Annotated in this window: 17 protein-coding genes; all 17 read left to right on the top strand. The window is 66.5% G+C overall.

Features of this window, described 5'->3' with window-relative positions; genetic code table 11:
• On the top strand, positions 1-387 hold a 387-nt coding region (locus AC36XV_RS11915), incomplete at its 5' end, for a riboflavin kinase (protein WP_492203905.1).
• Between the two features lie 97 nt (positions 388-484).
• Positions 485-754, top strand: coding sequence for a 30S ribosomal protein S15 (gene rpsO, locus AC36XV_RS11920; RefSeq protein WP_492203906.1), 270 nt, complete (start codon positions 485-487; stop codon positions 752-754).
• A gap of 176 nt (positions 755-930) precedes the next feature.
• Positions 931-3,030, top strand: coding sequence for a polyribonucleotide nucleotidyltransferase (locus tag AC36XV_RS11925; protein ID WP_492203907.1), 2,100 nt, complete (start codon positions 931-933; stop codon positions 3,028-3,030).
• Between the two features lie 40 nt (positions 3,031-3,070).
• Entirely contained in the window at positions 3,071-4,387 is a 1,317-nt protein-coding gene (locus tag AC36XV_RS11930) for a M16 family metallopeptidase (protein WP_492203908.1), read from the top strand.
• Between the two features lie 112 nt (positions 4,388-4,499).
• Positions 4,500-5,612: an alanine dehydrogenase gene (gene ald, locus AC36XV_RS11935; protein ID WP_492203909.1), complete on the top strand. Its 1,113-nt coding sequence runs from the start codon at positions 4,500-4,502 to the stop codon at positions 5,610-5,612.
• 150 nt (positions 5,613-5,762) lie between these two features.
• Positions 5,763-6,797, top strand: a complete 1,035-nt coding sequence (locus tag AC36XV_RS11940) for a rod shape-determining protein (RefSeq protein WP_492203910.1) — start codon at positions 5,763-5,765, stop codon at positions 6,795-6,797.
• A 7-nt stretch (positions 6,798-6,804) separates the two neighbouring features.
• Entirely contained in the window at positions 6,805-7,707 is a 903-nt protein-coding gene (gene mreC / locus AC36XV_RS11945) for a rod shape-determining protein MreC (RefSeq protein WP_492203911.1), read from the top strand.
• Complete coding sequence (locus AC36XV_RS11950; RefSeq protein WP_492203912.1) at positions 7,704-8,183, top strand: hypothetical protein; 480 nt, start codon at positions 7,704-7,706, stop codon at positions 8,181-8,183. The genes mreC and AC36XV_RS11950 overlap by 4 nt, the downstream gene beginning before the upstream one ends.
• A 7-nt stretch (positions 8,184-8,190) precedes the next feature.
• Complete coding sequence (gene mrdA, locus AC36XV_RS11955; protein ID WP_492203913.1) at positions 8,191-10,047, top strand: penicillin-binding protein 2; 1,857 nt, start codon at positions 8,191-8,193, stop codon at positions 10,045-10,047.
• Positions 10,044-11,264 carry a rod shape-determining protein RodA gene (rodA, locus tag AC36XV_RS11960; RefSeq protein WP_492203914.1) on the top strand — a complete coding sequence of 407 codons (1,221 nt, stop codon included), beginning with the start codon at positions 10,044-10,046 and terminating at the stop codon, positions 11,262-11,264. The genes mrdA and rodA overlap by 4 nt, the downstream gene beginning before the upstream one ends.
• 85 nt (positions 11,265-11,349) lie before the next feature.
• Positions 11,350-12,183, top strand: a complete 834-nt coding sequence (gene accD / locus AC36XV_RS11965) for an acetyl-CoA carboxylase, carboxyltransferase subunit beta (protein WP_492203915.1) — start codon at positions 11,350-11,352, stop codon at positions 12,181-12,183.
• A 43-nt stretch (positions 12,184-12,226) separates the two neighbouring features.
• Positions 12,227-13,495 (top strand): bifunctional folylpolyglutamate synthase/dihydrofolate synthase, encoded by a 1,269-nt coding sequence (locus tag AC36XV_RS11970; protein ID WP_492203916.1) that lies wholly within the window; start codon positions 12,227-12,229, stop codon positions 13,493-13,495.
• Positions 13,496-13,505: 10 nt separating this feature from the next.
• Positions 13,506-13,931: a BrxA/BrxB family bacilliredoxin gene (locus AC36XV_RS11975; protein WP_492203917.1), complete on the top strand. Its 426-nt coding sequence runs from the start codon at positions 13,506-13,508 to the stop codon at positions 13,929-13,931.
• A 102-nt stretch (positions 13,932-14,033) separates the two neighbouring features.
• Entirely contained in the window at positions 14,034-15,323 is a 1,290-nt protein-coding gene (gene hisS / locus AC36XV_RS11980; protein WP_492203918.1) for a histidine--tRNA ligase, read from the top strand.
• 51 nt (positions 15,324-15,374) lie between these two features.
• A complete protein-coding gene (gene proS / locus AC36XV_RS11985; protein ID WP_492203919.1) occupies positions 15,375-16,835 on the top strand; it encodes a proline--tRNA ligase in 1,461 nt (486 codons plus the stop codon).
• A 44-nt stretch (positions 16,836-16,879) separates the two neighbouring features.
• Positions 16,880-17,635 carry a Nif3-like dinuclear metal center hexameric protein gene (locus AC36XV_RS11990; protein ID WP_492203920.1) on the top strand — a complete coding sequence of 252 codons (756 nt, stop codon included), beginning with the start codon at positions 16,880-16,882 and terminating at the stop codon, positions 17,633-17,635.
• Between the two features lie 3 nt (positions 17,636-17,638).
• Positions 17,639-18,922, top strand: coding sequence for a serine/threonine-protein kinase (locus AC36XV_RS11995; protein ID WP_492203921.1), 1,284 nt, complete (start codon positions 17,639-17,641; stop codon positions 18,920-18,922).
• The last annotated feature ends 166 nt before the right edge of the window (positions 18,923-19,088 follow it).

Consider the following 19,088-nt stretch of genomic DNA (forward strand, 5'->3'; position numbering starts at 1 on the left):
CGCGGGCCCGTGGTCGCGGGTCTCGGACGCGGCCGGCATCTCGGTTTCCCGACCGCGAACATCGCGGCGCCGGGAGGCGGCAAGCTGTTGCCCGCGCCTGGGATCTATGCGGTCCGTGCCTCGCTGCGGACGGAGATTCGCGAGGCGTTGCTGCACCTGGGGCCTCGGCCGACCTTCGCCGGTTCTCCTCCCTCGATCGAGCTGTACATTCTCGACTTCGACGAGGACATCTACGGCGAGCGTGTGCGGGTCGACTTTTTGAAGCGACTGCGCGACGTGCAGCCCTTCGCCACCGCAGCCGAGCTCGTCGCGCAGATGAAGAGAGACAGGGACATGGCGCGCGACTTCTTCGCCGGGATGGAGCCGGCTCGGGAGAGACACCGGTAAGTGGCCACACCGGCTCATCTTTACAGAACAGCAGATGAGCGCTATTTTATCAAGCTTGATATCCGCAGGTACAACAAAACGAAGGAAGCTCGAGCTGATGACGCTGGGTACGGAAGAAAAGCAGGCCATAGTCGCCAAATTCGGCGCTCACGAAGGGGATGTGGGTTCCCCCGCCGTTCAGGTCGCGCAGCTCACCGCGCGCATCGAACATCTGACGGAGCACTTCAGGGGTCACCCGAAGGATCATCACAGCCGGAGAGGCCTGCTCAAGATGGTCGGTCGACGGCGCCGTCTGCTCGAGTACATGAAGAAGAACGAATTCGATACGTACCGGACGGTCATCAAGGAACTCGGCCTGCGCCGATAGGGATGTCGCAGGCCTCGGAACGCGGCGGTTCGACGGCGCGACGCGCCATCGGGCTGCCGTTTTTGTTGTCCCGCCCGTGCCCTCGTGAATGGCGTTGGGATACTCGCGGCCGGGACGCGTAGCAGTACGCAAGACGAAGCAAGCTTTGAGAAGAGCGGAAAGAGAAGAAAGAAGAGATGGCACACAGAATCGAGAAGGAATTCGCGGGACGAAAGCTGGTCCTCGAGACGGGCCGGATGGCCCGGCAGGCGGACGGAGCGGTGCTCGCACAGTACGGAGACACGGTCGTGCTCGTCACGGCGACGGCGGAGAGAAAGCCCTCCCGCTTCCCCTTCTTCCCCCTGACGGTCGAGTACAGGGCGAAGAGCTACGCGGCCGGGAAGTTCCCGGGCGGATTCATCAAGAGGGAAGGTCGCCCGAGCGACAAGGAAATCGTGTCGGCCCGGCAGATCGATCGTCCCCTCAGGCCCCTGTTCCCGGACGACTACCAGAACGAGACCCAGGTCGCCTGCTTCATCATCTCGGCCGACCAGGAGAACGACGCCGACGTGCTCGGGATGTTGGGCGCCTCGGCGGCGCTCACGATCTCGCCGATTCCGTGGGGCGGTCCGATCGCGGGTGTCCGTGTCGGGCGGGTGTCCGGCGAGTGGGTGATCAATCCCACGTTCGAACAGCTCGAGTACTCGGACATGGACCTCGTGGTCGCGGCCACGGAAGAGTCGATCGTGATGGTCGAGGGCGCCTCGGTCGAGATCGGTGAAGATGATGTGGTCGCGGCCCTGGAAGTGGCTCACGACGCGATCCGGGAGCTCATCGCCATCCAGCGCGAGCTGGTCGACATGGTGGGTGGCCCGCCTCAGAAATTCGAGTACGAGCCGAAGGGCGTGGCCAAGGACTTCGAGTCCGCCGTCCGGGACCGGGCGACCAGCAAGGTCGAGGAGGCGCTTGCTCTCCCGAACAAGGAGGAGCGCAACCAGGCCCTGTCCGCGCTGCGTGAGTCCGTCACCTCGGAGCTGGCGGAAGACGAGAGCTTCGCGGAGCACCTGGACGACGTGTCCAACGTGCTCAAGGGCATCGAGAAGGAGACGATGCGCCGCCAGATTCTGGAGCGCGGTGAGAGGGTGGACGGTCGGGGGCTGGATGAGATCCGGCCGATCTCGTCCGATGTCGGCATCCTTCCCCGGACCCACGGATCGGCCCTGTTCACGCGAGGACAGACTCAGGCTCTGTGCGTGACCACGTTGGGCACGGTCCAGGACGAGCAGCGCATCGACTCGATCGATGTACGGGAAGAGACCTCGAAGAGCTTCATGCTCCACTACAACTTCCCGCCCTTCTCGGTCGGAGAGGTACGGCCGTTCCGCGGCCCCGGCCGCCGGGAGATCGGGCACGGAATGCTGGCCGAGCGGGCGCTTCAGTCGTTGCTGCCCGCCTACGATGAGTTTCCCTACACGATCCGGATCGTCTCCGACATCCTGGAGTCGAACGGATCGAGCTCCATGGCCACGGTCTGTGGTGGCTCTCTGGCCCTGATGGACGCCGGAGTTCCGCTCAGAGCACCCTGCGCCGGAGTGGCCATGGGCCTGATCAAGGAGGGAGACTCGGTGGCGGTCCTGACCGACATTCTCGGGGTCGAGGACGCGCTGGGAGACATGGACTTCAAGGTGGCCGGCACGGCAGACGGCATTACGGCCATTCAGATGGACATCAAGATCGGCGGGCTCAGCGTCGACACCATGCGCGAGGCGCTGGAGCGGGCGCGCAAGGGCCGGCTGCACATCCTCGAGGTGATGCGGCAGACGCTTGCGGAAGCGCGCACCGAGATGTCCCAGTATGCTCCCCGCATCATGACGATCCAGATCAATCCCGAGAAGATCGGGGAGGTCATTGGACCGAAGGGCAAGACGATCCGGAGCATCCAGGAGCAGACCGGAGCCCAGATCAACATCGAGGACAGCGGTGTGGTCACCGTGTCGTCGATCTCCGGCGAGGGCGGCGAAAAGGCTCGCGCGATGATCGAGGCGATCGTCGAAGAGCCCGAGGTCGGCCGGATCTACGAGGGTGTGGTCAAGAACACGACCACGTTCGGAGCGTTCGTCGAGATCCTTCCCGGCACGGAGGGACTGTGCCACATCTCGGAGCTCGAGGACGGGCGCACCGAGAAGACGGAAGACGTGGTGCAGCCGGGGGATGTGGTGCAGGTGAAGCTGCTGGCGATCGACGAGAGGGGCCGACTGAAGCTCTCTCGGCGCGCCGCCATGTCCGGCGTCAGCTGACGCCCTCTCACCTCCGCGTTCGCCGATGGCCGGGGGTGCCGTGAAGTCGGGTTCGAAGGGTCCGGCTCTCACGGACCGACCGGCGAAGCGTGCGGCCGAATCGGTGGCCGAGACGACGGAGCGCCTGGACCGTGAGGTCCAGCGCTCCGTTTTGTCATCCGGGACGGTGGTGCTGTCCGAGCGGATGGAATCCATACGCTCGGTCGCGGTGGGCGTGTGGGTGCGAAGGGGAACGGCGCACGAGCAGACGGCCTACCGTGGCGGGGCGCACCTCCTCGAGCACATGGTGTTCAAGGGGACCCGGAGCCGCTCGGCGCATGAGATCGCCGCGGCCATCGAGGGCACGGGCGGCTCCCTCGATGCCTATACGACCCACGAGCACACGTCGTTCCAGGCAAGAGTCCCGTCGGACCATCTCGGCACGGGGCTCGAGGTTCTCTCCGAGCTGCTCTACCAGCCGGCTCTGCGATCCGAGGATCTCTCCCTCGAGAGAGAGGTGGTGCTGGAGGAGATCGCCCGAATGGAGGACACGCCCGACGATCTCGTATTCGAGCTCCACTCCGAGTTCCTGTACGACGGTCATCCCTACGGAGAGTCGATTCTGGGCACGCGGGAGTCCGTGGCCGGGCTCGACCTCGAGGCGCTCAAACGTCTTCACGCAGAGGCGTATCGTCCGTCCAACGTGGTCGTCGCGGTTGCGGGACATGTGAATCATGAAGAGCTGGTCCACCGGGTACAGGCGCTCTGGCCGCTCGAGGAAGGGGGCCGAAGCCAGGCGCAGGTGCCACCGGTCACTGCGACGGCGCGCGGATCGAAGACGGTGCGGCGCGCGGGAGGACGGCAGGTGCACATCGTCGCCGGATCCCGGGGCCTCGATCATCGCAGTCCTCTCCGTCATGCCGCGGTCGTCGTCGGTCAGGCGCTCGGTGGCGGAATGAGCTCCCGGTTGTTCCAGAACGTCCGCGAGCGGCTGGGCCTGGCGTACTCCGTGTTCTCCTTTCAGTCCTTCTACGCGTGCGGAGGACACGTGGGCGCGTACCTCGGCACGAGACCCGAGACGGCCGGGGCGGCACGGGACGCATTGCTCGGCGAGCTCGAGCAATTGAGCCGGAACGGCCTTTCGGAGGTCGAGCTCGCCTCGGTGAAGGAGCAGATCAAGGGCCAGATCGTTCTGTCGCTGGAGTCGCCTTCCACACGCATGCACAGACTCGCCGCTCTCGAGTTGTACGAAGAACCCTACCGGAGCCTCGACCGTCTCGAGGCGCTCATCGAGGGGATCGATCAGGAGCAGGCGAAGGAGGTCGCGAAGTTGTATGATCCCGAGGGGGTAGCGGTCCTCGAACTGTGGCCCGCATAATCCTCGGCGGAGGTTTCCGGCGTTCTTTCCGGCGTCTTCCCGGGCGCCGTCTGCGGCGAGCCGGCCGGGTGGCCGTGCACCGCCTTCCAGAGCATTGAAAAGGAGCTGCACCATGATTGTGGGGGTTCCGAAGGAGATCAAATCACACGAGAACCGCATCGCGGTGGTTCCGGGTGGTGTCGAGGCCCTGGTCGCGCAGGGGCACCAGGTCCTGATCGAGAAGGATGGGGGAGTCGGCAGCGGATTCGAGGACGAGGACTACAGGTCGGTCGGGGCCGAGATCGTGGAGGATGTGGACGACCTGTGGGCCCGGGCCGATATGATCGTAAAGGTGAAAGAGCCGATCGCACCGGAATACGACCGTATCCGCGAGGGACAGGTTCTCTTCACGTACTTCCACTTCGCGGCCGACGAGACGCTGACCCGCACGGTGCTGGAGAAGAAGTGCGTCGCCATCGCCTACGAGACCGTACAGCTTTCGACCGGAGAACTGCCTCTCCTCACCCCGATGTCCGAGGTGGCGGGACGCATGGCCGTGCAGGAGGGCGCCAAGTACCTGGAGAAGAACCAGGGAGGGTGTGGCGTGCTTCTCGGCGGAGTGCCGGGCGTTCTTCCGGCCGAAGTCGTGATCCTGGGCGGCGGCGTCGTAGGGACCAACGCGGCGTGGATCGCAGCCGGGTTCGGAGCGCACGTGACGATCCTCGATCTGGATCTCGATCGACTCCGGTACCTGTCGGACGTGATGCCGGCGAACGTGGATACACTGTTCTCGAACCGTCGGAACATCCTGCAGCAGATCTCACGGGCCGACCTTCTGGTCGGAGCGGTCCTGCTGCCCGGTGCCAAGGCGCCCAGCCTCGTTCTCGAGGAGGACCTCAAGCTGATGAAGGACGGTTCGGTCATCGTGGACGTGGCCGTGGACCAGGGCGGCTGCGTGGAGACCGTGAAGCCGACGACGCACGACAATCCGATCTACGTCGTGAACGGCGTCATCCATTACTGCGTGGCCAACATGCCGGGCGCGGTGCCACGCACCTCCACCCTCGCGCTGACGAATGCCACCTCGCCCTACATGATGGCGCTGGCCAACCAGGGCTGGGTGGAGGCCTGCCGTCGGGATCGGGCGCTGGCTCTGGGCCTGAACGCGGTGGATGGCCGGCTGACGTACGCGGCGGTCGGCGAGGCCTTCGGGATCGAGAGCGTCGACGTTTCAGAAGTCCTGTAGACGGCGAGCGGGGCGCTTCGGCGCCCCGCCTTTCGCCTCGCAAACCCGGAGTCTACATTCTCGCTCCGGTGGCCCGGCCCTTGCACGAACGGTCCGCCGACAGCGCTCGTTGGACCTCGTGTCTCCCGATGATCCTGAACGGAACAGGCGATGTGGAAACGACTCTTCAAGGGTAGCTTCCTGCCGATCAACGACGTGGGCGTGGACCTCGGTACCGCCAACACGCTCGTGTACGTGGCAGGGGAGGGCATCGTGCTCAACGAGCCTTCCGTGGTCGCGGTGGAGAAGAGCTCGGGCCGCATCATGGGCATCGGCCTCGAGGCGAAGCGCATGCTCGGTCGCACTCCGCACGGAGTCGAGGCGGTTCGCCCGCTGAAGGATGGCGTGATCGCCGACGTGGACGTCACCGAGATCATGCTCCGCTACTTCCTGAAGACCGTCACCGCGGACCGGGTGTTCAAGGTGCGCCCGCGCGTGGTCGTCGGGGTTCCGTCGGGAATCACGGAGCTGGAGCGCCGGGCCGTCCGATCGAGCGCGCATGCGGCCGGAGCCAAGGAAGTCTACATGGTCTCCGAACCGATGGCGGCCGCGATCGGCGTCGGTTTGCCGGTCGAGACGCCGACCGGGAACATGGTCATCGACGTCGGAGGAGGTACGACCGAGATCGCGGTCATCGCGCTTTCGGGGCTCGTGGCCGAGACTTCGATCCGGGTCGGGGGCGATGAGCTGGACGAGGCCATCGTGTCCTTCCTGAGGAAGAACTACAACCTCCTCATCGGAGAGCCGACGGCCGAAGCGATCAAGATTCAGATCGGCTCGGCGTATCCGACCGAAGAGGAACGCGACATGAGCGTGAAGGGTCGCGATCTCGTGTCGGGCATTCCCAAGACGGTTCGAGTGAACTCGGCAGAAGTCCGGGAGTGCATGCTGGAACCGATCCAGCAGATCGTCGGCGCCGTTCGCAGAGCTCTCGAGATCACGCCCCCCGAGCTTGCGGCGGACATCGTCGATCGGGGGATCGTGATGACGGGCGGAGGCTCGCTCATCCGGGGTCTGGACAAGCTGCTCCGGGAGGAGACAGGACTTCCGATCCATGTCGACGAGGAGCCTCTGACCTGCGTGGTGAGGGGCACCGGGCGAGTACTGGATGATATCGCGCGCTATCGGAGCGTGCTGACCACCTGAGGAGGCGTTGCGGCAGATCCACGTGGGACGACCCGAGAACCAGCGGCGTGATCTCATCATCGCCGCCGTTCTCCTGATCCTGTCCTGGTCCCTCACCGGACTGGATTCCTCGCAGACCCTCGGCTTCACTCGATTTGTCCGGACCACGGTCCTCTACCCATTCCTTGCCGCCGACGCCGCGTTCGAGCGGCGAGCCGACCTGGCGGAGCGCGCCGCGATGCTCGAGTCGGAGCGCGACGCGCTCTACGAGCAGTTTCAGGACGCGGCCGACCTGGAGCGCGAGAACGAAGCCCTCAGGCAGCTGCTCGAGATCCCGGAGCGGGTGCCGGGCTCCTTCGTCGTCGCGGAATTGGTGCCCGGGCGACCGACGGTCGGCGACTCTCACACCTTCTTGCTCCGAAGCGCCGGCCTGCGGGATCTCGAGGTGCCGACCGGCGTGAGCGTGCCGGAGGGCCTGGTCGGTGTCCTGCGCTCATTGTCCGGCAACGTCGGTCTCGGGGAGTTCTGGACACACCCGGACTTTCGGGTCAGCGTGCGCTCCAGGACCGGAGGGGCGACGGGGATCGTGCGGTCCTTCGTCGAAGAGGGAGGCGAGGTCCTGATGCTGGTCGAGGGCGTGCCCTACCAGGCGAGAATGGCCGAGGGGGCGGTGCTCGAGACGGCCGGGCTCGGAGGCGTGTTTCCGGCCGGAATCCCGGTAGGCACGGTGCTGACGGAATCGGCCTCCCGCTCGGGATGGTCTCATAGCTATCTCGTGGAGCCGGCGGTCCAGCCGGGCGCGGTGAGCGCCGTCACCGCCTGGGACCGGCCGGCGCTGGACGACACGGACGCTCTCGCTCCCCGGTCCGGAGAGACCCCCGCGCCAGAGGATGGCTCCGGTCCCGGGGGAGCCGATGAGGATCCCTCGTGACGCTGCAGAGAAGGCGACCGAGCCCGGACCTGATCATCGTGTTGGTTCTCCTCGTGCTGCATTTCACCTTCTACCGGTTCTTCGTGCGCTGGCCTGCCATGCCGAACCTGATGATCGGCGCATTGCTCCTCGGCGCTCTCCGGCTGCAGGCGGGCTACGCGGCGGCGCTGGGGTTCGTGCTCGGGCTTCTCGAAGCGGCGATGGGGCTCGAGGGCCTGGGAACGATTTCGATCGTCTTGACGATCGTGGGCTACCTTGGCGCTCGCTCCCGGGATCTCCTGTTCGCCGATGCCCGTCACTACGTGATCTTCTACCTGTTCGTCGGAACCTGGATCGCAGAGCTGTCTCTCATGCTCGCTCTTCCCGGCGGGCCGCAGCTGCTCGAGGCTCTGGTGCTCGCGCCCATCAGCGCGCTGGGCACGGCAGTTCTCTGCGGGGCAGCCGAGTCCGTGGCCGGGGCTCTGCGCAGGCCATGAGCGGTTCATGACCGCGGGCGAGGTAGCTCGGCTGAGCCGGGCCCGGCGATCTCGGGCGGCGCTCGGTACGCTGATCCTGGTCATCCTGGTGCTGGGCGGGGCGTTCTTCCGGCTCCAGGTCCTCGGCGGAGGGGACTATGATCTCCAGTCCCGCAACAACCGCCTGCGGCCCATCCCGGTCCCCGCCGCGAGGGGGGCGATCTACGACCGCAACGGACGCCTGCTGGCGGAGAGCATTCCGGGCTACTCCCTGTCGCTTCTTCCGGCCCCGCCCGACTCCGCCCGCGCGACTTTGGAGCGGCTGGCCCCCTACCTCGACCTGGATGAGGCTGCGATGGCGGCGATCCTGCAGCGCAGGGCCCGCAATCCGCAGCTTCCCGTGCTGGTTCGTGACGATCTCAGCTTCGCCGAGGTGGCTGCCGTCGAGGAGAGGCGGCCGGACTTCAGGCGTGTGGTCATCGACACGCACCCGCGTCGTCGCTATCCGGCGGGACCGGTGGTCGCCCATGCCATCGGATACGTAGGGGAGATCAGCGAGTCCGAGCTGGACACGGACGAGTTCGTCGAGTACGAAGCGGGTCGGATCGTGGGCAAACAGGGGATCGAGCGTTCGTACGAGTCGGTGCTGGCCGGCACCGCGGGCACTCGCTACGTGGAAGTCAATGCTCGCGGCTCGATCGTGCGGGAGTTCCCCTCCGACCGGGAACGGTCGCCGGAGCCCGGCACGGATCTGAACCTCACCCTCGATCTCGCCCTCCAGCAGTTCGCCGATTCCATCTTCCCCGACGACGACGTGGGGGGGGCGGTCGCACTCGATCCACGGAACGGGGAGGTCCTTCTCTTCTACAGCCACCCCAGCTTCGATCCGAACCTCTTCGTGGGGGGGATCTCACAGGCGGACTGGTCGGCCATCCGGGACGACCCGAATCAACCGATTCTGAATCGCGCCGCTGCGGCCCTCTACCCGCCCGGTTCGACCTGGAAGCTCGTCGTCTCGACTCTCGGCCTGCGGGAGGAACTGGTCGGAATCGACTCGTACATGCCGACGGCCTGTCGGGGGGCACTGCAGTACGGGCGGCGACCGTTTCGGTGCTGGAAGCCGGAGGGGCACGGTCCGCTCGACCTGTCCGGTGCGATCAAGGAGAGTTGCAACGTTTACTTCTACCAGCTCGGCATGAGGATCGGGCTGGACTCGCTGCTGACCGGGGTGGATGGACTCGGCTTCAACCAGGCCACCGGGATCGATGTTCCGGGTGAGATCGCCGGTCGATTCCCGCCTTCCCGCGACTGGTACGACCGGAGGTTCGGTCGGCGTGGGTGGACCGAGTCCGTGGTGCTGAATCTGTCCATCGGCCAGGGGGAGACCGAGCAGACGCTGCTCCGCATGGCCCAGTTCTATTCCGCCCTCGCCACCGGGCAGTCCCCGGTGGTGCCGCATCTTCTGCAGTCCGAGGTGTTGGAGCAGGTACGGGAGGACTGGGCACTCGAACTGTCTGAGACCCATCGGGCCGAGCTCGTGTCGGCGCTCACCCGGGTGGTCAACGAGCCGGGGGGCACGGCCTACTGGCAGCGACCGCAGGGCTGGACGCTCGCGGGCAAGACCGGTACGGCGCAGAATCCCCACGGAGAGCCGCATTCCTGGTTCGTGGGATTCGCTCCCGCACACGACCCGCGCATCGTCATCGCCGCCATCGTCGAAAACGGCCATCCGGACAATCAGACCTCGCGTGCCGTTCCGTTCGCTTCGCAGGTCGTGGCGCGGTACCTGGCCGCGGAAGGGGTTCCCTACGACCGGCCGGTCGAGAGTCGGTCTCCGCTCCCTGCAAGTCCGGAGCCTCCGTCCGGCATCGGAGCCACGCGGTGAGGGTCGAGCGACCCTCCCGGCTTCGCGGCGTCGGCGACCTTCCTCTCCTCGGAGCGGCTCTCGTCCTCGCGATCATGGGAATCGCCATGATCTGGTCGGCCGGCCAAGTCGATCTGGCTTCCGGGGTCGCGGGAGCGTGGCGCCGCCAACTGGCCTGGCTCTTTCTGGCGATCGCCGCGTTCGGTCTGGTCTCCCGACTTCCGATGCGCTGGCTCGAATGGGTCACCCCGTGGATCTACGCCTTCTCGATCCTGCTGCTTCTCATCGTGCTCGTGGTCGGAGGCGGGCCGAATACGCGCAGCTGGCTGCGCTTCGGCGCCATCGGGTTTCAGCCGGCGGAGCCGGCGAAGCTGGCGACGATCCTGCTGCTTGCCCGGCTGCTCGGATCCCGGAAAGAGCCGCCGGTCGCCCTGTTCGACCTGTGGAAGCCGGTGGCTGCCGTGGCCGTGCCATTCCTTCTGGTGATGGCGCAGCCGGACCTCGGGAGCGCGCTCATCTTCGTCGTCATCCTGGTCAGCGCCCTCTTTTGGGCCGGTACGCCGCTGTTCACGATCTTCATGCTGGTCAGTCCGGGGGTCAGCCTCATTCTCGGCTTCTCGGCAGCCATCTGGGGCGTGTGGTTCGTGGTCGTGATCCTCGGACTGTACCTTCGACGCCCGTTCATCGGCGAAGCCGTGACCGTGGCGCTGGCCAATCTCGCGGCGGGCGCGCTCGCCGCACCCCTCTGGAATCGCCTCGCGCCCTACCAGCAGAAGCGTCTTCTGGTCTTTCTCGATCCGGGTGTGGATCCCCGCGGGGCGGGTTGGCACCTCATTCAGTCCAAGGTCGCCATCGGTTCGGGTGGGGTCACCGGACAGGGATTCGGCCAGGGCCCGCAGAAGCGGCTGGCCTTCCTCCCGGAACAACACACCGATTTCATCTTCTCGGTCGTCGGTGAGGAGCTGGGCCTGATCGGAGTCCTCCTCTTCCTGTTCGCACTCGCCTGGTTCCTGAGACGCGTCCTCAAGATCGCCTCGGAGACGGAGGGATTCGGAAGCCTCGTCGTATTCTGCTTCTTCGCCGTCTGGTTCGCCCATCTCGTCATCAACATCGGCATGACCGTGGGGCTCATGCCGGTGACCGGTCTCCCGCTGCCCTTCATCAGCTACGGAGGGTCGTTCCTCCTCACGACCTTCGTGGGTCTCGGCCTCGTATCCAGGGTCGCCTGGGAGAGTTGAAGGCGGTTCGGGGGCGGCCACCTTCGCCACGGGCCGGGACGGAGTTATATTTCCGCTCGCCCCGGTACGGATCGAGCGAGGTAGAATGGCCTGGTTTCGCAAGGAAAAGCAGAAGCTCGTGGCGCAGAAGAGGGAACTCGCCGCGGACGTGTGGGAGAAGTGCGACGGCTGCGGGGAGATCCTGTACACGCGGCGGCTCGAGGAAAACCACCGCGTGTGTCCCGAGTGCGGGCACCATTTCCGGATCTCGGCGCCCGAATACGCCGAAATGCTCTTCGATGACGGTCTCGCCGAGGAGTTCGATCCCGGATTGCGTTCGGCAGATCCACTCTCCTTCGTGGACTCGAAGCCCTACACGAAGCGAATCCGGGACGCGGAAACGAAGGTGGGATCCTACGACGCCGTTCTCACCGGAGCGGGCCGGATGGAAGGCCGCGAAGTGTGCGCGGGGATCATGGACTTCGGCTTCATCGGCGGATCGATGGGATCGGTCGTCGGTGAGAAGATCGCCCGCATGGTCGAACGAGCCGTGGAGCGCTCGGCGCCCGTGGTGATCGTGTCCGCCTCGGGAGGGGCCCGCATGCAGGAAGGCATCTTCTCCCTCATGCAGCTGGCGAAGACCTCGGCTGCCCTGCAGAGACTCGGTGCGGCCGGTCTCCCCTATGTCAGCATTCTCACGCACCCCACGACCGGGGGGGTCACGGCGAGCTACGCGATGCTGGGCGACGTCAATCTGGCGGAGCCCGGGGCTCTGATCGGCTTTGCCGGGCCGCGCGTCATCAAGGAGACGATCCGACAGGACCTGCCCGAGGGCTTTCAGCGCTCCGAGTTTCTCAAGGATCACGGCATGGTGGACCGAATCGTGCCCAGAGGGGAGATGCGGGACACCGTGGCTCTGCTCCTCCATCACATGACCTGACGCCGGCCACGTCTTTCGCCGGTACCGCCCGGATTCTTCCGCGTTGTCCGCACTCGAGAGCCTGCTCCGGCACCAGCCGGCCCATCGCATCCGCTGGGGACTGGATCGAACGCGTGCCATGCTGGCCGCTCTCGGCAACCCACACCGGGTCGCCGACGCGGTCCACGTCGGTGGCACCAACGGTAAAGGATCGACGGCGGCCCTGGTCGAGACCGCGCTCCGGAGGGCCGGGCACCGGACGGGCTTGTACACCTCTCCACACCTGTGCGACTTCGCGGAGCGCATTCGCATCGACGGCACCCCGATCGACTCCGAACTGCTCGAGGCCTGCGCGGCCGCGGTCCTACCGCTGGCCGAGGCCACCGACGCCTCGTTCTTCGAGGCCACGACGGTGCTGGCCTTCGAGGCCTTCCGACGGGCGGGCTGCGAAGTGATCTCTGCGGAGGTCGGACTGGGAGGGCGTCTCGACGCCACGAACGTGCTCGAACCGCGAGCCACCGTGATTTCCTCGGTCGACCGGGACCACTCGGAGTACCTCGGGAGCGACCTGGCGGAGATCGCTTCCGAGAAGGCCGGCATCCTCAAGCCCGGAGTCCCGTGCGTGATCGGGCCGCTCGATCCCACGGCGCGTCAGGCCATCGAGTCGCGGGCCCGTGAGGTCGGCGCGCACGTGGATCCATACGGAGAGGCGTTCGAGGCGAGCGACGTGTCGGTGAGCCTCGATGGAACCACCTTCGCGTATCGCTCGGACGGCTGGGCAGACGGCCTTGGAGTGCGGATTCCGCTGGTGGGCGATCACCAGGCTCGGAACGCCGCCCTGGCGATCCGCTCTCTCGAATCGTTCGAGTCGGCCGTGAGCCGCGACGCCGTGGCCTCTGGCTTCGGCGCCCTGTCGTGGCCCGGTCGTTTCGAGCACGTGTGGACGGAAGACGGGCCCTGGATCCTCGACATCGCACACAATCCCGAGGCCACCCGTCAGCTCTGCTTCCTGCTCGAGAGCCTTCCGGTCCCCGGTCCGCGGGTCCTCCTCGTGGCCGTTCTGGGGGACAAGCCGTGGGAGGAAATGCTCGGCCCCCTGTTCGCGCAGGTCTCGGCGAGCGTGCTGACGGTGGCGCCCTCGTCTCCCCGGGAGCGGAGGTGGGATCCGGAGACGGTCCGACGAGCGGTGTGCAGTGGTTCGGTGGAGGTGGAAGAGAACTTCGCGCGGGCGCTGGATCGGGCCAGGGAACTCGCTGCCCACGGAACGGTAGTCGTGACCGGATCCGCGCACACGGTGGGTGACGCGCGGGCTCGCATCGTACCCGAAGATTGAAAGGAATGGCATGAGATACGATCCGGAAGCCGTGCGGCCCATGCGAGACGAACTCGTCCGCCTCGGGGCCGAGGAACTGGTCACGCCCGATGATGTCGATCGGCTGCTCGGAGATTCGAGCGGCACCACGCTCCTCGTCATCAACTCGATCTGTGGCTGTGCGGCGGCGAACGCGAGGCCCGCGGTGGCCATCGCACGCGCGCACGAGGCTCAGCCGGATCGCGTCGCCACGGTGTTCGCCGGTCAGGATGTCGAAGCGACGGAACGGGCGCGGGAGTACCTGCCGGGATTCCGCCCGTCCAGCCCGTCCATGGCACTGTTTCGGAACGGCGAGCACGTCTTCATGCTCGAGAGGCACCAGATCGAGGGAAGGGACGCCCGGGACATCGCGGTCGACCTCAAGGACGCCTACGATCGGTACTGCCGAGCGGGCTGACTCCAGGAAGCGTCGTGCGGAGGCTCCCGGAACGCGCCGGCCCCTTCGGGTCGGCGTTTTCTGTTGCCGGTGTCCCGAGCGCTCTCATACATTGGCGGTCACATGACCTCATCCAGCTTACCCGGGTTCCGGGACTTCTATCCGGCCGATCTGGCCCTGCGCTCGTACATCTTCCGCACCTGGCGGGAGGTGGCGCGTCGCTACGGCTTCGTCGAATACGATGGTCCACCGCTGGAGAGCCTGGACCTGTATACGCAGAAGTCCGGCGAGGAGATCGTCGGGCAGCTGTACGGCTTTACGGACCGGGGGGGACGGGAGGTCGCCCTGCGGCCCGAGATGACCCCGACGTTTGCGCGCATGGTGGCGGCACGGGCCGGAGGGCTGCCGAAGCCGATCAAGTGGTTTTCGATACCACAGCTGTTTCGGTACGAGCGTCCACAGAAGGGAAGGCTGCGTGAGCACTTCCAGCTGAACGTGGACATCGTGGGAGAGACCTCCATCACGGCGGACGCCGAAGTCCTGTGCGCGGCGATCGACGTTCTGCGAGCTTTTGGCCTCGACTCCGACGATTTCGTGGCGCGGTACTCCGACCGGGAGTTGATTTCGGGCGTCCTGGCAGAGCTGGGCATTCCGGAAGGGGCGCAGCCCGCCGCCTTCGCCGTGCTCGACAAGGCGGACCGTGAGTCCGAGGAGTGGGTCCGTGACCGACTCGCGGAGGCGGGTGTCGCGGCCGACGTGGCCGCGCGAGTGCTGGAGCTCGGCGGCACGAGCCTGGACGAGATCGCCGAGCGGTTCGGAGGCAATGCGCGAGTGGAAGCCAGCGTGGAGCGCCTGCGCCGCTTCGCTTCGCTGATGGTTGCCGCCGGTTTCGAGAGCTACGTGCAGCTGGACATCCGTCTCGTCCGCGGCCTCGCGTATTACACCGGCCTCGTATTCGAGCTCTGGGACCGTCGCGGCTCCTTCCGAGCGATCTGTGGCGGCGGCCGGTACGACCAGCTCCTGGAAGCGGTTGGAGGCCCTTCGCTGCCCGCCCTCGGGTTCGGAATGGGGGACGTGGTCCTCGGAGAGCTGCTCCAGGACCGCGGTCTCGCGCCGAAGCCGGCCAGGGAGCTGGACGACTTCGTGATCTACGTGTCGGACGAGGAGCTGCCGGCGGCTCTCCGCATCGCACACGCGCTCCGTGCCCGGGGGCGAAGCGTGGGCTACGATTACCGTGGCCGCAGCATCGGACGCCAGTTCAAGGCGGCCCACCAGGCGGGGGCCCGGCGAGCGATCGTGGTAGGGCCGGAGGAGCTGGCAAGGAACGAGGTGAAGGTGCGGGCCATGGACAGCGGCGAAGAGACGACGATCGGTCTCGATGACGTACTCGCCGGCCCCCACCCGGATGACTGAGACGGCAAACGGTAACGGTCGGTTGGATCCGACACGAGGAGCGCAGAGGGCATGTCGAACGGCAGGGGACTGACTCCCCAGGCAGAGGACTTCTCGGCCTGGTACAACGAAATCGTTCAGCAGGCGGAACTGGCCAGCCATTCCCCGGTGCGGGGCTGCATGGTGATCCGTCCATATGGATACCGAATCTGGGAGCTGATGCAGGCGGCCCTGGACGGGATGTTCAAGGCGACCGGGCACCAGAACGCCTATTTCCCGCTCTTCCTGCCCAAGTCCTCTCTCGATCGGGAGGCCGAGCACGTCGAGGGTTTCGCGCCCGAAACGGCGATCGTGACGCACGCGGGAAGAGCGGAGCTGGAGGAGCCCCTGGTCGTGCGGCCCACGTCCGAGGCGATCATCTGGCCCATCCTCCGGGATTGGATCCACTCCTACCGGGATCTTCCCGTGCTGCTGAACCAGTGGGCCAACGTGGTGCGGTGGGAAATGCGCACACGGCCCTTCCTGCGCACCACGGAGTTCCTGTGGCAGGAGGGACACACCGCACACGCCTCCCTGGAGGAAGCCGAGGAGGAGACCCGCCGCATGCTGGGCGTGTATCGGACCTTCATGGAAGAGTGGATGGCGATGCCCGTCATCACGGGCTTGAAGACCGATGCAGAGCGGTTCGCCGGCGCGCTCCGCACGTACGCCTGCGAGGGCCTGATGAAGGACAACAAGGCCCTCCAGGCCGGGACCAGCCATAACCTCGGCCAGAACTTCGCCCGGGCCTTCGACGTCCGGTACCAGACGGAAGACGGCGAGCACGTGCACGTGTGGAGCACATCGTGGGGTGTGTCCACCCGGCTCATCGGCGGCCTGATCATGACCCACGGCGACGACGGGGGGCTGATACTTCCTCCCCGGCTGGCTCCGTACGAGGCCGTGATCGTGCCCATCTGGAGAGACGAGGAGCAGCGGGCCGAAGTGCTCGCAGCCGGCGAACAGGTCCGGAGCGACCTCGAGGGGGCCGGCGTACGCGTCCACCTCGACGCACGCGAGGGGCTGAACCCGGGTTCGAAGTACTACGAGTGGGAGCGCCGAGGGGTGCCGGTGCGACTCGAAATCGGGCCGCGGGACGTGGCTTCCGGGAGCGTGATGACGGTGCGGCGCTTCACTGCGCCCGACGTGGATCGAAAGGTGCCGATGCCCATGGAGGGGATCGGACAGGCGCTCCGGGACATGCTCTCGGGATTGCAGGCAGAGCTGCTGGCGGCGGCCACCGAGCGCCGCGAGTCGGCGACGGTGCGGGGAGTGGAAGATTACGAAGACTTCAAGGCCCTCATGGAGGGTGAAGGTGGCTTCGTCTTCACCGGGTGGTGCGGTGAGGCGGAGTGCGAGCAGAAGGTGAAGGAGGAGACGAAGGCGACGATCCGGGTGATCCCGGACGAGGAGTTCCGCTCCGACGTGCAGCCGGGGCGGTGCCTGTGTGGTGCCCCGTCCACCGGAGAGGTGGTGCGGGCCAGGGCCTACTGAGAACCCGGGTCCGAACGTCGGCCCCGGGGGAATAGGAGAGGGACGTGGACCTGCGTGAGCTGGTGGAGTTCCTCGACGAATACCTCGGAGTTCGAAGCATCCCCGACTACCCGGGAGCGTGGAACGGGCTTCAGGTCGACTGCCGGTCTCCGATCGAGACCGTTTGTGTGGCCACCGACGCGTGTCAGGCCACGATCGACGAGGCTGCCCGGAACGAGGCGGATCTCCTGATCGTCCACCACGGCCTGTTCTGGGGTGAGCCGCTTCCGGTCACCGGTCGCTCGTACCGTCGCCTCAAGACCCTGCTGGATTCGGACATGGCGCTCTACAGCGCGCACCTGCCGCTCGACCTGCATCCGGAGGTCGGAAACAACTCGCTCCTGTTGCGGGCGCTGGATGTCGAGGAGGAGGGCCGGTTCGGCCGCTGGGCCGAACTCGACGGCCTCGGGGTGTGGGGCGTGGCGGATCTCTCCTTGCGCGACCTCGCCGTGCGCGTCGAAGCGGCGTGCGGCGAGCCTCCGATGGTGATCGAAGGGGGTCCCGAGCACGTGAGGAGGGTCGGCGTCGCCACCGGCGCCGCCGATTCGATGATCGTGCAGGCGCACGAGGAGGGCCTCGACACCTTCGTGACGGGCGAAGGGCGGCACCACACCTTCCACGAGGCCACCGAGCTGGGCCTCAACGTGATCTACGCCGGTCACTATGCCACGGAGACCTTCGGAGTTCGAGCGATCGGGGACCTGCTGGGGGAGCGCTATGGCCTCGATTGCCGCTTCATCGATCATCCGACGGGGTTGTAGGCGGTGGCGAAGCTGAGGGAGCGTCTCGAGAAGGCGGTGGAAGGCCGCTACGAAGTCCTGGAGGAGATGGGGCGAGGTGGGATGTCCATGGTCTTCGAGGCCCGGGATACCCGTCACGACCGGACCGTGGCTCTCAAGGTGCTTCTTCCCGAGCTCGCGGCCTCGGTGGGGGCGCAGCGCTTCCTGCGGGAGATCGAGATCGCCGCACACCTCCTTCATCCGCACATCCTGCCCCTGTACGACTCCGGAGACGCCGAGGGCCTGCTGTTCCACGTCACACCCTGCGTGGAGGGGGAATCCCTTCGCGACCGGCTCAAGCGCGAGCGAATCCTCCCGATCGAGGAGGCCGTCCGGATCACGGCCGAGGTCGCCGATGCACTCGATTACGCGCATGCCCAGGGGGTGATCCACAGGGACATCAAGCCCGAGAACATCCTCCTGACTCGGGGGCACGCCCTGATCACCGACTTCGGGATCGCCAGGGCCATCACGATGGGCGGAGGGGAGCGTCTGACGGAGACCGGCATGGCGGTGGGAACGCCGGCGTACATGAGTCCTGAACAGGCGCGAGGCGAGGCGGAGCTGGATGGGCGAAGCGACGTGTACTCGCTCGCCTGCATGACCTACGAGATGCTCGCGGGGGAGGCGCCTCTCGCCGGCCGCACCCCGCAGATCACGATGGTTCGGAGACAGTCGGAATCACCGGTCGCTCTGTCCCTTCTCCGGGAGACGGTCCCGGAACCCCTCGAAGCGGCCGTTCTCAAGGCCCTGGCTCGCTTGCCGGTGGATAGGTTCGCCACCGCGGGCCAGTTCGGAGATGCGGTTCAACTGGCGGCGGGCCTGTCGACGGGAGGGTACGTGGGCGTTGGAAGCTCGGGACCGATCTCGCTTCCGGGATCGGCGGGGCACACGACCACGGTCGGCGTGGCGCCTGCGCGCGGCGGGAAGTTGACCTTCTGGGGGGAACTGAGGCGACGCAAGGTACCCAACGTGGTCATGGTATACCTGATGACGGCCTGGGTCGTGGTGGAGGCAACCCGGGCCCTCCTGGAGGACTTCGAGGTCACGGACATGGACATCTATGTCTGGGGTGCGGCCGCCGCGGGGCTGCCGATCGCCGTGATCCTGGCGTGGTTCTTCGAGGTGAACCGGGAAGGGGTGAGGCGGACGGGCACCTATTCAGTCGCCGAGGGCCCTCCCTCGAGGTGGCCGCTCATCAGCAAGAGAGCGCTCCTGGCGGCGGCAGGCCTCGTCGTCCTGTATTTCGTCATTCGGTGGCTGAGGTGAGCTCTCCGTCGGTTCCGTGAGCGCTAGAACACCGAGAACTTCATGCTGCCCAGATACTTCTCGGGATCGGCACGCACGTCCCGGGTAAGCAGGGCGATCTCTTCGGTGGCCGCCTGGATGTTCTCGGTCGCCGCGGTCAGCCGGTCGTACAACGCCCCGTCGTTCA

The sequence above is a fragment of the Candidatus Benthicola sp. genome (assembly GCF_058719085.1).

Excerpts from the sequence above, each read along its gene's own strand:
- accD (WP_492203915.1), top strand. The coding sequence starts at position 11,350 with ATGGCCTGGTTTCGCAAGGAAAAGCAGAAGCTCGTGGCGCAGAAGAGG.
- AC36XV_RS11940 (WP_492203910.1), top strand. The coding sequence starts at position 5,763 with ATGTGGAAACGACTCTTCAAGGGTAGCTTCCTGCCGATCAACGACGTG.
- rpsO (WP_492203906.1), top strand. The coding sequence starts at position 485 with ATGACGCTGGGTACGGAAGAAAAGCAGGCCATAGTCGCCAAATTCGGC.
- mrdA (WP_492203913.1), top strand. The coding sequence starts at position 8,191 with ATGACCGCGGGCGAGGTAGCTCGGCTGAGCCGGGCCCGGCGATCTCGG.
- hisS (WP_492203918.1), top strand. The coding sequence starts at position 14,034 with ATGACCTCATCCAGCTTACCCGGGTTCCGGGACTTCTATCCGGCCGAT.
- ald (WP_492203909.1), top strand. The coding sequence starts at position 4,500 with ATGATTGTGGGGGTTCCGAAGGAGATCAAATCACACGAGAACCGCATC.
- AC36XV_RS11925 (WP_492203907.1), top strand. The coding sequence starts at position 931 with ATGGCACACAGAATCGAGAAGGAATTCGCGGGACGAAAGCTGGTCCTC.
- AC36XV_RS11975 (WP_492203917.1), top strand. The coding sequence starts at position 13,506 with ATGAGATACGATCCGGAAGCCGTGCGGCCCATGCGAGACGAACTCGTC.
- proS (WP_492203919.1), top strand. The coding sequence starts at position 15,375 with ATGTCGAACGGCAGGGGACTGACTCCCCAGGCAGAGGACTTCTCGGCC.